The organism is Myxococcus vastator, assembly GCF_010894475.1.
GTDB lineage: Bacteria > Myxococcota > Myxococcia > Myxococcales > Myxococcaceae > Myxococcus > Myxococcus vastator.
This window is the reverse complement of the sequence record NZ_JAAIYB010000212.1, coordinates 1-13,680: the sequence shown is the minus strand read 5'-3', so window position 1 is coordinate 13,680 and position 13,680 is coordinate 1. Positions and strand designations below refer to the sequence as shown.

General features: G+C 70.1%; 11 protein-coding genes. 7 read left to right on the top strand and 4 right to left on the bottom strand.

The window, feature by feature from the left end; translation table 11 throughout:
* Nucleotides 1–205: 205 nt before the first annotated feature.
* From speD to G4D87_RS20915, 7 genes are all read left to right on the top strand, one after another.
* Nucleotides 206–514 carry an S-adenosylmethionine decarboxylase gene (gene speD, locus G4D87_RS20940; protein WP_237080210.1) on the top strand — a complete coding sequence of 103 codons (309 nt, stop codon included), beginning with the start codon at nt 206–208 and terminating at the stop codon, nt 512–514.
* A complete protein-coding gene (locus G4D87_RS20935; RefSeq protein ID WP_163783831.1) occupies nt 511–2,409 on the top strand; it encodes a DUF4178 domain-containing protein in 1,899 nt (632 codons plus the stop codon). Before speD ends, G4D87_RS20935 begins: the two co-directional genes overlap by 4 nt.
* 32 nt (nt 2,410–2,441) lie before the next feature.
* Nucleotides 2,442–2,603: a hypothetical protein gene (locus tag G4D87_RS38930; protein WP_176409586.1), complete on the top strand. Its 162-nt coding sequence runs from the start codon at nt 2,442–2,444 to the stop codon at nt 2,601–2,603.
* Nucleotides 2,603–2,830, top strand: a complete 228-nt coding sequence (locus tag G4D87_RS20930) for a DUF350 domain-containing protein (protein ID WP_002635242.1) — start codon at nt 2,603–2,605, stop codon at nt 2,828–2,830. Before G4D87_RS38930 ends, G4D87_RS20930 begins: the two co-directional genes overlap by 1 nt.
* A gap of 45 nt (nt 2,831–2,875) precedes the next feature.
* Nucleotides 2,876–4,372 carry a polyamine aminopropyltransferase gene (locus tag G4D87_RS20925; RefSeq protein ID WP_163783830.1) on the top strand — a complete coding sequence of 499 codons (1,497 nt, stop codon included), beginning with the start codon at nt 2,876–2,878 and terminating at the stop codon, nt 4,370–4,372.
* Nucleotides 4,363–5,997, top strand: a complete 1,635-nt coding sequence (locus tag G4D87_RS20920) for an FAD-dependent oxidoreductase (RefSeq protein WP_176409624.1) — start codon at nt 4,363–4,365, stop codon at nt 5,995–5,997. The genes G4D87_RS20925 and G4D87_RS20920 overlap by 10 nt, the downstream gene beginning before the upstream one ends.
* A 125-nt stretch (nt 5,998–6,122) precedes the next feature.
* Nucleotides 6,123–8,480: an arylsulfatase gene (locus G4D87_RS20915; protein ID WP_163783828.1), complete on the top strand. Its 2,358-nt coding sequence runs from the start codon at nt 6,123–6,125 to the stop codon at nt 8,478–8,480.
* Between the two features lie 21 nt (nt 8,481–8,501).
* On the opposite strand, the gene G4D87_RS20910 is transcribed toward G4D87_RS20915, so the two are convergent.
* From G4D87_RS20910 to G4D87_RS20895, 4 genes are all read right to left on the bottom strand, one after another.
* Nucleotides 8,502–9,089, bottom strand: coding sequence for a DUF4390 domain-containing protein (locus G4D87_RS20910; RefSeq protein WP_240358454.1), 588 nt, complete (start codon nt 9,087–9,089; stop codon nt 8,502–8,504).
* 27 nt (nt 9,090–9,116) lie between these two features.
* Entirely contained in the window at nt 9,117–11,729 is a 2,613-nt protein-coding gene (locus G4D87_RS20905) for a hypothetical protein (protein WP_240358453.1), read from the bottom strand.
* 215 nt (nt 11,730–11,944) lie between these two features.
* Nucleotides 11,945–12,265 carry a hypothetical protein gene (locus G4D87_RS20900; RefSeq protein ID WP_163783826.1) on the bottom strand — a complete coding sequence of 107 codons (321 nt, stop codon included), beginning with the start codon at nt 12,263–12,265 and terminating at the stop codon, nt 11,945–11,947.
* Nucleotides 12,262–13,680 (bottom strand): DUF6209 family protein (locus tag G4D87_RS20895; RefSeq protein WP_240358452.1); only part of this gene is annotated, 1,419 nt, incomplete at its 5' end. The genes G4D87_RS20895 and G4D87_RS20900, both read right to left, overlap by 4 nt.

The following is a 13,680-nucleotide window of genomic DNA, read 5'->3' as shown; positions in this document are numbered from 1 at the left end:
GAGGGGAAGGGGGGGCTCCAGCGGCGGCGTCATCTCTTAAGTCAGCGTAGCGGGAAGCGAAAGCCGGATGCCAACGCGGCCTTGAAAAGCCGCGGGCGCGACTTGCGCGCGGACGTGATGGTGGGCCCGTGATAAGAAGTCAGCGGACGGGAGGATTTCGAAGCTGACCACCGGACAGGAATGGCTGGTTGACGCCAGCGGCTGCGTGCCTGGCAGCCTCAAGGACGCGGCGGCCCTTGCGGCGCTCTTCGAGGCGCTCATCGTCGTGCTGGACCTGAAGGTCGTGGGTCAGCCGCAGTGGCACGTGTTCCCGGAGCCCGGTGGCATCACCGGGCTGACGCTGCTGGCGGAGAGCCACCTGGGCATCCACACGTTTCCGGAGCACGGGTTCGCCGCGCTCAACGTGTACTGCTGCCGGGAGCGCCAGCGTCCGGACTTCGAGGCGCTGCTGGCGCGCCACCTGGGCGCGACGGCGTGCGTGGTGCGTGAGCTGAAGCGGGGGGTGACGGCGTGACGCAGGGGAAGTGTCCATCGTGCGGCGCGATGGTGGAGTTCACCGCCGGCTCGGCGCAGGTGGTGGTGTGCGGCTACTGCCAGACGGTGGTGGCGCGCAAGGGCCTGGACTTCGAGTCCCACGGGAAGATTGGCAGCATCGTCCCCACGGACTCGCCGCTGCAGCTCCGCGCGGAGGGGCGCTACCGCAAGGTGGCGTACACCATCGTCGGCCACCTGCAGAAGGACCACGGCGAAGGGCCGTGGGACGAATGGTACGTGGAGTTCGCGGACGGCCGCACCGGGTGGCTCAGCGAGTCCGAGGGCGCCTTCCACCTGATGTTCGACATGGGGCCCGAAGCGGACGTGGCGCTGGAGGACCTGCACCCGGGTGAGCGGCTGCACCTGCGGGAGCGCGCGTGGGTCATCGAGGAGCGCGGCCACGGCCGCGTGGTGGCCGCCGCGGGCCAGCTCCCCAGCGACGTGGACCCCACGCAGGACGCCTGGTACGTGGACGCCACGGGCCCCAAGGGCGCCTTCCTCACGTTGGACTTCGGCACGCGCGGGCACTCGCCGGAGGTCTTCGTCGGCGAGGCGCTGAAGCTGGAGCAGCTGGGCATCCCGGCCGGGCAGCTCCGGCCCCGCGTGCGCAAGGTGGAGCTGCAGCAGGCGCGCTGCACGCAGTGCAACGGCAACCTGGACCTGCGCGCGCCGGACAAGACGCTGCGCGTGGTGTGCCCCTACTGCGGCGCGCTGCTGGACGCGCGCCAGGGCAAGCTGTCCTTCCTGCGCCTGCTGGAGAAGCCGGCCCGGGCGCTCGTCATTCCCCTGGGGACCCGGGGGAAGCTGGATGGCGCGGACTGGATATGCATCGGCTACCTGGAGCGCTCGTGCGTCGTGGAGGGCCTGCGCTACCCGTGGGAGGAGTACCTCCTCTACAGCGCGTCGCGCGGGTTCGTCTGGCTGATGAACTCCAACGGCCACTGGGTGTTCCTCAAGCCGTTGCCCGCCGGTGACGTGTCGCTGTCGCCCGGTGTCGCCGCCTTCCACGAGCACCGCCGCTACAAGTGCTTCCAGCAGGTCTCCGTCGTCACGGACGTCGTGCTGGGGGAGTTCTACTGGAAGGTGAACGCGGGCGAGCGCGCCTTCGCGACGGAGTACGTCGCGCCGCCGTACTCGGTGAACGTGGACGCCACCGAAAACGAGGTGTCGTACACCCTCGGCGAGTACCTGGAGCCCGAGGTGGTGAAGGAGGCCTTCGGCTTGAAGGAGCCGATGGCGCGGCGGGAGGGCATCGCCCCCAGCCAGCCCAACCCGCACCAGTCGGGGCTGCGCCCCGCCTTCATCTGGACGGGCCTCTGGATACTGGCCTTGTTCGTGCTGTCGGCCGTGCTGTCCTCGACCGCCGCGAAGGAGCAGGTGCTGGAGCAGGCCGTGGTGGTGGCTCCGGGCACCGCGTCGGGCTCGCCCTCGGCGATGCACTTCAGCGAGCCCTTCGAGCTGTCCAAGCGCGGCAACATCAAGGTGGACGTCCAAGCCACGCTGGACAACGACTGGCTGGGCATCCAGGGCGACCTGGTGAACCAGGACACGAACGACGTGGTGACCTTCTACGAGGAGCTGAGCTACTACCGCGGCCGTGACAGCGACGGCAACTGGAGCGAGGGCAGCACGTCCGGCAGCGCCTACCTGTCTCCGTTGCCCGCGGGCAAGTACGTGCTGCGCACGACGGCGGCCTTCGACGCGAAGCCGAACCGGACGATGCCCATGACGTACAAGGTGAAGCTCACCCACGACACGCCCAACGGGAGCTGGTTCTGCTTCGCGCTGGGGCTGCTGGCGCTGGGCCCGGTGGTGGCGCTGTATCGCTCGCACAGCTTCGAGACGCGGCGCTGGGCGGAGAGCAACAACGTCTAGGTGGGAGTCGTCATGCGTGACGGAGGCGCCTCATGAAGTGGTTTGGAGGACTGGTGCTGCTGGGCTACGCGGCATTGACGGTTTCGGGCTGGTCCCCCTTCACGAAGGAAGCGCGGGACAAGGTACCGGGCAACGTGCGGCGTGGGCCGGGCGGCGTCCTGCTGTGGACTGGCGGCTACATGGGAGGGAAGTGATGTTGTTACTTGGCGTGGTGGTCAGCGTTCAGGGTGTGCTGGCGAGCATCATCTACTCGCTCATTGGATTGGCGGTGTTCGTGGCGGGCTTCTACGTCATCCGCCTCATCATGCCCTTTGACGTGCACAAGGAGCTGGAGGCCGACCAGAACACGGCGGTGGGCATCGTCATCGGGTCCTTCATCATCGGGCTGGCCATCATCGTGGCGGCGGCCATCAGCGGATGAGGGCCCGCGCCGCGCGCCCAAACCTGTGCGAAGTGAAGTGACGCCGTGAACAAGACGCTGCTGTACATCACCGTCATCGTCATCGCGACGTGCGGGCTCATCTATGAGCTCGTCGTCGGGGCGCTCGCGAGCTACCTGCTCGGCGACTCCATCACCCAGTTCTCCACCGTCATTGGCGGCTACCTGTTCGCCATGGGCATTGGCAGCTACCTGTCGCGCTACATCGAGCGCGGGGTGGCGCAGCGCTTCGTGGAGGTGGAGCTGGCGGTGGCGCTACTGGGCGGCATCTGCGCGCCGATGCTGTTCCTCACCTTCACGCTGACGGACCTGTTCCAGGTGGCGTTGTACGGCAGCGTGATTGCCATTGGCGCGCTGGTGGGCATGGAGATTCCCCTCCTGCTGCGCATCCTGAAGGACCAGCTCAAGTTCAAGGACCTGATAAGCCAGGTGCTGTCGCTGGACTACGTGGGCGCGCTCGCGGCCAGCGTGGCCTTTCCGCTGCTGCTGGTGCCGAAGCTGGGGCTGGTGCGCACGTCCCTGCTGTTCGGCGTGCTGAACGCGGCGGTGGCGCTGTGGAGCACCTGGCTTCTGGCGCCGCTGCTGGGCAACCCGCTGCGGCTGCGCGTCAAGGCGGTGGGGCTGACGGTGCTGCTGCTGGTGGGCTTCGTCATGGGCGACCGGCTCACCACCTTCTACGAGGACCAGCTCTACGCGGACGAGGTGGTCCACGCGTCCAGCTCGCCGTACCAGCGCATCATCCTCACGCGCGGCAAGCGGGGCTTCTCGCTGTTCCTCAACGGCAACCTCCAGTTCGCCAGCCTGGACGAGTACCGCTACCACGAGTCCCTGGTGCACCCGGCCATGGTGCGCGCGGGCAAGGTGGAGAACGTGCTCATCCTGGGCGGTGGGGACGGCCTGGCCGCGCGGGAGGTGCTGCGCTACCCGGAGGTCCGCTCCGTCACGCTGGTGGACCTGGACCCGGCGATGACCCGGCTGGCGACGAACTACGGGGAGCTGGCGAAGCTGAACCGCCACGCGCTGACGGACCCGCGGGTGCGGGTGGTCAACGGGGACGCGATGCAGTTCCTCACGGAGGGCGGCGCGCGGTACGACGTGGTGGTGGTGGACTTCCCGGACCCGAACAACTTCGCGCTGGGGAAGCTGTACACCACGGGCTTCTACAAGCTGCTCAAGAAGCGCATCGCGCCGGACGGCGTGGCGGTGGTGCAGAGCACCAGCCCGCTGTTCGCCCGGCGCTCCTTCTGGTGCGTGGAGACGACGCTCAAGGCCGCGGGCTTCTGGACCGAGCCGTACCACGCGCTGGTGCCGTCATTTGGTGAGTGGGGCTACGTGATGATTGCGCACGAGCCGCCCGCCCGGCACCGGCCGCTGCCCGAAGGGCTGCTCTTCCTGGATGACGCGACGATGGCGTCCCTCACCCAGTTCCCTCCGGACATGGGGCCGTTGCCCGCGGAGGTGAACCGGCTGAACAACCAGGTGCTGGTGCACTACTACGAGGCGGAGTGGCAGCGGTGGAACTGACGCGGCGGGAGCTGGTCGCCGCGTTCCTCGGTTCCGCGGTGGCGGCCAGCGCGTGCCGGAAGTCAGGGCCGCGGGCGCGTGTCCCCGGCGCGGTGGTGGACCAGGCCGTGGAGCTGGGGCACCGGCTTCGCGGTGGGCCGCTGCCGCGCGCGGACGTCGTGGAGCCCGTGGAGGTGCTGGTGGTGGGCGCCGGCGTGGCGGGCCTGTCCGCGGCCTGGCGGCTGGCGGGCGCGGGGGTGCGCGGCGTGCGCGTGCTGGAGCTGGAGGCGGAGCCGGGCGGCACGTCTCGCTCCGGGCGCAACGGCATCTGCGCGTACCCGTGGGGCGCGCACTACCTGCCGGCGCCGCTGGAGGACCAGGGCCCCGTCGTCCGGTTGCTGCGGGAGATGGGCGCCGTCTCCGACGTGGACGACGCGGGCCGGCCGCGCTTCGAGGAGTCGCTGCTCATCCACGAGCCGGAGGAGCGCTTCTTCTACCGGGGGCACTGGTACGAAGGGCTCTACCTGCACGCGGGCGCCAGCGCGGAGGACCTGGCGGAGCTGCGGCGCTTCGAGGCGCGGATGAACGGCTTCGCCTCCGCGCGAGACGCGAAGGGGCGCAGGGCCTTCGCGGTGCCCTCCGGCCTGTCCAGTGACGACGCGGAGTGGACGGCGCTGGACGCGCTGAGCATGGCGGCCTGGCTGGAGCGCGAGGGCTTCCGCTCGGCGCGGCTGAAGTGGGTGGTGGACTACGCGTGCCGGGACGACTTCGGCACCACCGCCGAGCATGTCTCCGCCTGGGCCGGCATCTGGTACTTCACCGCGCGGCAGGACGGGAATGGGGAGCGCAGCGAGGGCTACCTGAGCTGGCCCGAAGGCAACGGCCGGCTGGTGCGGCAGCTGGTGTCGGCGCTGCCGAATGGCGCGGTGGAGCGCAACGTGCTGGCGCACACGGTGGAGCCCGTGGAGGGCGGCTGCCGCGTGGACGCGCTGGAGGCGGGCACGGGCAAGCCCCGGGCCTTCCTGGCGCGGCAGGTGGTGCTGGCGTGCCCGCGCTTCATCGCCGCGCACGTGGTGGCGCCGTGGCGGCGGGAGCGGCCGGCGTGGCTGAAGGACTTCACGTATGGGCCGTGGGTGGTGGCGAACCTGACGCTGTCGTCGCCGCCGCGCTCGCGGGGCTTCCCGCTGGCCTGGGACAACGTCTTCTATGAGAGCCGCAGCCTGGGCTACGTGGTGGCCACGCACCAGACGCTGCGCCAGGACGAGCAGGGCCCCACGGTGCTCACCTGGTATTTGCCCATGGACGGCGCGGACGTGAAGGCCGAGCGGGAGAAGGCGCTGTCGGCCACCTACGCGGACTGGGAGGCCCTGGTGATGGCGGACATGCTGCCCGCGCACCCGGGCATCGCCGGGCAGGCGCAGCGGCTGGAGGTCCAGCGCTGGGGCCACGCCATGGTGCGGCCCACGCCGGGCTTCATGTGGGGGCAGGCGAAGCGGGCCGCGGGAGAGAGCCTGGGGCGCTCACTGCACTTCGCGCACTCGGACCTGGGCGGCATGGGGCTCTTCGAGGAGGCGAACTGGTTCGGCGTGCGGGCCGCGGAGCGCGTGCTGGCGGAGCTGGGCCGGCGTGAGGTGAGCTGGCTGTAGTCGCCGGTGCCCCGCCTGCCCGTGTCCGCCTGGAGGACAGGGGGCATTGTCGGCTCGGATGCGCATCTCCCTCCACGAGGACCCACGGCACGTCCGTGCCCGCGCGTCCTCGTGGAGGCCGCACCATGTCGCTCAAGGAATACCCGCCTGGCACCACGTTCCCCGGCGTCATCGGCCGGACGGATGAGGAGTCCTCGCCTGCCTGGCCCGCGCCGCTGCGCGCGAAGCCGGGGGCGCCCAACGTCCTCTTCATCGTCCTGGACGACACCGGCTTCGGCCAGCTCGGCTGCTATGGCTCGCCCATCCGCACGCCGAACCTGGACCGGCTGGCGGAGGGCGGGCTGCGCTACAACAACATGCACACCACCGCGCTCTGCTCGCCCACGCGCTCGTGCATCCTCACTGGCCGCAACCACCACTCCAACGGCATGGCGGCCATCACCGAAATCTCCGTGGGCTATCCCGGCCGCAACGGCTCCATCCCCTTCGAGAACGGCTTCCTCTCGGAGATGCTGGCCGGGCACGGCTACAACACCTACTGCGTGGGCAAGTGGCACCTCACGCCCGCGGAGCAGACGAGCGCCGCGGGGCCCTACTCGCGCTGGCCCCTGGGCCGCGGCTTCGAGCGGTATTACGGCTTCCTCGGCGGAGACACGCACCAGTACTACCCGGACCTCGTTCACGACAATCATCAGGTCCGTCCGCCCAAGACTCCGGAGGAGGGCTACCACCTGACGGAGGACCTGGTGGACCGCGCCATCGGCTTCATCGCCGACGCGAAGCAGGTGGCGCCCGACAAGCCCTTCTTCCTCTACTTCTGCACCGGCGCCATGCATGCGCCCCACCATGTCCCTCGCGAATGGGCGGACCGGTACAAGGGCCAGTTCGACGACGGCTGGGACGCCTACCGCGAGAAGGTCTTCCGGCGTCAGCTCGCGACGGGCGTGCTGCCGCCGGGCACCGAGTTGTCGCGCCACGACCCGGACGTGCAGGCCTGGGACAGCCTGTCGCCGGACGAGCGGCGGCTCTACGCGCGGATGATGGAGGTGTTCGCGGGCTTCCTGGAGCACACGGACCACCACATCGGCCGGCTCATCCAGTCGCTGGAGGCGAGCGGGGAGCTGGAGAACACGCTCATCATGGTCATCTCCGACAATGGAGCCAGTCCGGAGGGTGGACTGCATGGCTCCGTCAACGAGCTGAAGTTCTTCAACAACACGCCGGAGTCGCTGGAGCAGAACCTGGCGGCGATGGACGCGCTGGGCGGCCCCCGCCACTTCAACCACTATCCCTGGGGCTGGGCCTGGGCGGGCAACACGCCCTTCAAGCGGTGGAAGCGCGAGACGTACCGGGGCGGCACCACGGACCCCTTCATCGTCCACTGGCCGCGAGGCATCCAGGCGCGGGGCGAGGTTCGCTCGCAGTACTGCCACGCCATCGACATGGTGCCCACGGTGCTGGACTGTCTGGACATCGACCCGCCCACGACGCTGCGCGGTGTCACGCAGTCACCCATCGAAGGCGTCAGCTTCAAGCACACCTTCCAGGACGCGGACGCGGAGAGCCGGCATCACACGCAGTACTTCGAGATGTTCAGCCACCGGGCGCTCTACCATGACGGGTGGCGGGCGGTGTGCCCGTTCCCCGGGCCGTCCTTCACGGAGTCGAAGGAGCCGTTCGGCATGCTGAAGCTCACCGAGGCCCGGCTGCGCGAGTTCGATACGGAGGGCTGGGAGCTGTACCACGTGGCGGAGGACTGCTCGGAGACGCGGAACGTGGCCGCTCGGGAGCGCGACAAGCTCATCGAGATGATTGCCCGCTGGTACGTCGAGGCGGGCCGGTACGGTGTGCTTCCGCTGATAACGCCGTCCCGCGAGCTCTTCACCGTGGAGCGGCCGCAGCTTTCGCGAGAGCGGGAGCGCTACGTCTACCGGCCCCATACCTCGCCGGCGCCGGAGAACGTGGCGGTGCATGTCCTCAACCGCGCCCACGCCATCACCGCGCGCGTGGAGGTGGAGGACGGCGCGGAGGGCGTGCTGCTCTGCCACGGTGGATTGACGGGCGGGTACTCGCTCTTCGTCAAGGACCGCAAGCTGCACTACGTCTACAACTTCGTGGGCGAGAAGGAGTTCCACCTGGAGTCCGCGGTGGACGTGCCGAGCGGCCACGCGGAGCTGCGCTTCGAGTTCCAGCCCACGGGCGCGCCCGACCTGCCCGCGGGCCGGGGCGCGCCGGGCCGGGGGCGCCTCTTCATCAATGGCGACCTGGTGGCCCAGAGCGACATCTCTGAGACGATGCCGCTGCTCATCAGCCTGGGCGAGGGACTGACGTGTGGCCGCGACGAGAACTCATCGGTGAGTCAGCGGTACCAGCCGCCCTTCGCGTTCAAGGGCGGGACGCTGACGGAGGTGGTGGTGGACGTGTCGGGCGAGCACGTCCACGACGCCGCCACGGAGGTGAGCACGGTCATGGCGCGGCAGTGACCGCGTGAGGGGTGGACTGGCTCAGGGCGGCCGGGTGACGTCGCAGCGCGCGTTGGCGCCGCGGGCGAGGTCCTCGGCCACCGAGCGCAGCAGCACGGCGCCCGTGAGGGTGTTGCCTTCCTCGCCAGGCGCCTGCTGCCCCTGCGTGAGCCACGCGGCCACCCGGCCCAGGCTCGCGGCCGTCACGACGTGCAGGCGGACGCTGATGCGCACTTCATAGCGCGCGCCGGGCTCGGGCCTCTGTTCCAAGGTCCACGCCACGCGCTCCAGCGTCAGTGAGGACGGACCCTCCGGCAGGGGACGTCCATCCAGCACGTAGGCGCCCTTGGAGAAGGCGAGCACCTGCGTCAGCCGGGCGGTGTCCATTCGCGCGTCGAACCAGATGGCATTGCGCTGCCACAGCGTCAGCTCCACCTCCAGTCTCCCCGCCATGCCCAGCCGCACCAGCCGGTCCAGCTCGGGCGAGACGAAGTCGAAGGCCTCGGAGCGGACCATGACGCGCCGCCCGGAGAGGGTGGCGGTGCAGGTGGTGCGGGGCTCTTCCGCATGGACCGTGGAGGCGTGCAGGCCCGCCACGGCGATGAGCGCCGTGCCGAGCCCGCGTCCCACGTGTTGGCGTGACCCGTCCATGCGTCCTTAGAAGGTCCGCTGGAAGAGCAGCCGCGCTTCCGGCGTGGCGGTGGCCCGCTCATCCGTGCGCCACGCGACGTCCATCCGCACGTTGTCACCGAAGTGGAGGCTGGCGCCCAGGCCGAGCCGCGCATCCGTCCAGGCGTCATCCGCGCGCACCGTGCCCAGGTCCGCGAAGAGGCCGATGTGGCTCCAGCGGTACTCCGCGCTGGTGAGCACGGACACGTCGCCGCGGTACTCCTTGAAGCCGAAGCCGCGCAGCGCCGTCCATCCGCCCAGCGCCTCGCGCTTCTGTTCGGGCAGGTGGTGGCCACCCGCGGTGCGCACGCGCAGCGACAGGCCGGTGTCCCAGCCGGTGGGCACCTCCAGCGCGAGGTCGCTCACCAGCTTCCAGAAGCGCGCGTCATTGCCCGAGCTCCCCGGACCGTTGCCCACCTCCAGCGTGAGCAGCCCCCGGAGCGAGGCGCGGCTCTCCCAGTCGCCATCCCGGTCGAAGAGCGACGTCTCCGGCGTGCGGAACAGCGAGCCCACGGACGCGGCGGCGGGCACGTTGCTGGCGTACTCCATGCGCACCACCACGGAGTCGAAGCGGCCCTGGGTGACGGGCGCGTTGGGGAAGGGGGCCGAGTCGTTCCGGAACAGGGAGAAGGGCGGCGTGAAGCTGCGCATCGACTCGTAGCGGTCGCTGCGGTACTCGACGCCCGCGAGCCAGTCGTCCGCCCAGCGCCAGGTGGCGAAGGCCGTGAGGCCCTTGCGGCGGAAGTAGTCGCGGTCCGGCCGGTTGATGAGGGCCGAGTAGAGCGATGAGTCGATGTCGCCCATCCGCCACCGGTCCAGCGTGTCGGTGAAGTCGTAGACCTGCGCGCCCAGCTCCGCGAGCCTCACCCGCGGCACCTGGAGCTTCGCCCCGCCGAGCAGGTTGATTCGCCGCTGGCGCCGCGTGCCTTCCGGGTCGTCCGGCAGATACTGGCCACCCCACCGCAGCGGGATGGTGAGCGCGGCATCCACGGTGAGGTGCGCGCGGTCCTTCGCATCCCAGAGGCGCAGCCGCCCCGACAGGCCCGGTGAGAAGCCCGTCACCTGCGTGTGCATCGGGAGCAGGTCCACGTCGAAGTCCGGCCGCCGCGTGCGCAGGTGCACCACCAGCTTCTTGCCCTCGAGGGTGATGCTGTCAGCCGAGTCCACCTCGTCCCACCAGTCGGCGAACTGCTTCCAGTTCAGCTCGAACTCCACCTGCTCCCGGTGGCGCGGCTTCGCGCGCGGTGCTTCCTGCGTGTGGTAGGCGCGGCTGCCGTCCGGCGCGCGCGTCTCGATGATGTGGGCGCGCTGGGCACGCGTGCCGTCGGAGTCGTCCGCGTCCGCGGGCTCCAGGAAGGGCAGCCGCGAGGTCAGTCGCTGCACGGCGCGCTTCGCGTCACTGCGGAGGAACACGGTGCCGGGCTGCAGGTCCAGCGCGTCCTGGACACGCGCGGCGATGTCGGCGTCCACGCCGCGCACCTCGACGGACTCGAGCCGGCCTTCATCCACCTTCACCACCAGCTTGCCGTCCGGCGACCACACCGCGGACAGGCTCGCGAGCATGTAGCCGTCGTCACGCAGGCGCTTGAGCGTGCGCTCCAGGCCGTGGGCCACGCCGCCCAGGAAGATGCCGGGGTGCAGCGTGCCGCGCTCCAGCCGGACCACCCAGTCACGGGGCGGGTATCGCGGCGGGCAGGGACGGACGATGGAGAGCGTGCCGCGCCGGGAGTCCACGCGCAGCGTGGCGGTGAAGGACTCTTCGTCTTCGCCTTCGTTCTCGTCCTCGGTGGGGAACCGGTACGGGAGCCGGAGCAGCTCCTCGAGAATCTCGGAGGACTGCAGGTCCTGGAGCCCGTTCACCTCCACGGCGGAGACGACGGGGTTCTCCTCCAGGTGGACTTCGAGGACCGCGGGTTGAGGCGCCTCGGCCACGCGCACGCGCGGCTCCACGCGGGCGAACAACCCCGAGCGCGCGAGCCGCCGGAGGAACAGGTGGAGCTCGTTCCCGCCCAGCACGTCCTGCGCGTCCGCGGGCGGCGCTCCGATGTAGGCCCGCACCTGCGCATCCGTCAGCCAGTGGAGCCCATGCAGCTCGATTCGGCCGGGCGTGAGCAGGCGCCCGTCCACGGTGAGCTGGAGGGGGGACAGCACGCCGCGCTCGTCCGGATGTTCTTCCTCGTCATCGAAGTCGTCGGGGCAGGATTTCTGCTGTTCCTTGCGGGACTCCGCTCCGACCTGGGCCGCGTGCGACGAGCGGTCCTGTGCGGCGGAAGTTCGCGCGTCGTCCCGTGTCTCCTGGGTCTGCGCGGGGCGCACGTCGCGCGGCGTCACCTGGGCGTTCGTGGGAGGCGACGCGGGGGGCGCGTCGCCCGGCGTCACCTGGGCGTTGGTGGAGGGCGACGCGGCGGGCTTCGCTACATCCGGCGCGGCTGTCGATGTGGAGGGTGGCGCAGCGGGCCGCGCTTCATCCTGCGTGGAGGGCTGCGCGGCGGCGGTGTGGGGCACCTCCGCCGGGGCCATGGAAGCCCCGGTCGCCGGCAGCGTGGGCTGGGCGAGCGCGGTGGCGGTGAAGAAGCAAACGAGGAGAGCGAAGCGGTTCATTCACGCAGGGAGAGCACGCGCCGTTCCAGCCAAAGGCTCTGGGCAAGTGCTCGAAAGGACGAGGACCGGGCAGCCGCGTCGATGTCAGGGACACATCCGGATGTGAATCCGTGATGTGATACTGACATCGCGCGCGGCGATTGCACGCGGCCTCGACACGGCGTGCCTCCGTCCCAGCGGCATCCGGCGAAGATTGCTGCCGGGCCGAGCCGCCTTCAGGAGTCGCGGCCGGTGTACTCGGCCTGGTGTGTCTCCCACCAGGACAGCCAGTCACGCCGGGTGGCGTCGAGCTTCCCCACGACGCCATCCCCGAACGTGTCGATGCCGGTGATGCGGCGCAGGGCGGCGCCCCAGAAGAGGCTGCCTTCGCGGTAGCGCTCGACAATCAGGGGCACGGCGGGATGTCCCAACGCCACGAGCGCCTCGAAGGCGGGGTGGTTCAAGAAGACGTAGGGGTTGGACGCCTCGCGGTGCTCGGCGCAGTGTGCTTCCCACTCCTTCGCGAGCCGGTCGAAGCGGGCAGCGACATCACTCATGAGGCATTCACCGGGGACTGGCGGGGACGCACGTAGACGCGCACCGGCTCACCATATGAAGGACCGCTGAGGTCGTCAGCGCTGTTGTGCCGGATGAGGGGCTGCGTGCCAATCTTGCTCGTGAAGCGGCCCTGGTCGTCCATCAGCGCGCCGTGCGTCACCTCGATGGGGCCCGTGCCGCTCCTCGGCTTGAGTCCGTAGATGACGACCTTCTCCAGGTTCGGGTCGTGGCTGAGGTCCACGGTGTCCAGGGGCTTGAAGCCCTTGTCCGCGTACAGCTTGTCGAAGTCCTCCACCTTCGTTCCCGGCCACACCCATTCGTCGCGGACACCCACCGTCCAGGCGATGCAGTTGTAGCGCTGCGTGGACGGGCCGATGCCGACGAACTTCTCCTCGGTGAGGTTGGGGAAGCTCTTGCTGCGGAGCATCTCCGCCTTCCAGGACGGGTCCGCGTCGTCACGGGCGGTGCCGATGTCGAACGTGAAGTTCTTCCCGAAGGACGAGTCCCAGCCCGTGGCGCCTTCCCCCTGGCCCTTGAACCACAGCGACACCTGCGTCGCCTCCAGGGGAATCTTTAGCGAGGGCATGAACATCACCCCCGGCTTGCCCGCCGCGCCCGGCGTCACGGTGAGCGGCACGTCGAGGGGCGGCTCGCCGTTGAAGGACACGGAGGCCACCACGTCCGAGGGCATCTTGCCGATGAGCTCGGCGAGCCGATCCTGGTCGTAGGCGAGCTTCAGCGTATCGCCCGCTCGCAGCGAGCCCTCGACCGTCGTCTTCCAGTCATCCGAGAAGACGATTGTGGCCGCTTCCGGCGGCGCCACCGCCGCGTCGTAGCTCGGGTCCCACTGGTTGCTGACCCGTCCGCTCGCGTCCGTGGTCCGGATGGACATGCGCACCAGGCCGAAGGCGTCCTGGGGCAGGTCGAACGTCGCCGGAATCGGGTTCAGCTTGCCGGTGGCCGGGTCGCGGGTGCCGTCGGAGAGGGGTAGGATCGTCTCGGCGCCGCCCGGCACCATGCGCCACACCAGCTCCAGCTTCTCTGTCGACTTCATGACGCGCGATGGGTCGAGCGTCACCGTCAGCGGCTTGCCCGCCTCGGCGTGGAAGGAGGGGCCTCGGCCGCCTCCTGGGGGCAGGGTGACGTGGCCCTGGCCTTCCACGAACGCGGTGCCGGAGCGTTGACCGTTGGCGCCGAAGTGCGCGGCGTACCCCGTGGCGGCGTGCACCTGCGGCTGGAGGTCCGCGACCTTCGAGGGCGGCGGCTCCACGCGTGCGGCCTGGGCGCTGGTGCCCGTCAGCAGGGTGGCCTTCCGAGCGCCGCCGCGCGCTTCGAACTGGTCGACCTGGGCCCGGGCCGCGGGCGTTCCCTGCGCGGAGGCGCGCCCGGCGCGCTCACGCTCCTGAGGGGAGGC

Coding starts and splice junctions, on each gene's coding strand:
- G4D87_RS38930 (WP_176409586.1), top strand. CDS start 2,442: ATGAAGTGGTTTGGAGGACTGGTGCTGCTGGGCTACGCGGCATTGACG.
- G4D87_RS20900 (WP_163783826.1), bottom strand. CDS start 12,265: ATGAGTGATGTCGCTGCCCGCTTCGACCGGCTCGCGAAGGAGTGGGAA.
- G4D87_RS20930 (WP_002635242.1), top strand. CDS start 2,603: ATGTTGTTACTTGGCGTGGTGGTCAGCGTTCAGGGTGTGCTGGCGAGC.
- G4D87_RS20915 (WP_163783828.1), top strand. CDS start 6,123: ATGTCGCTCAAGGAATACCCGCCTGGCACCACGTTCCCCGGCGTCATC.
- G4D87_RS20905 (WP_240358453.1), bottom strand. CDS start 11,729: ATGAACCGCTTCGCTCTCCTCGTTTGCTTCTTCACCGCCACCGCGCTC.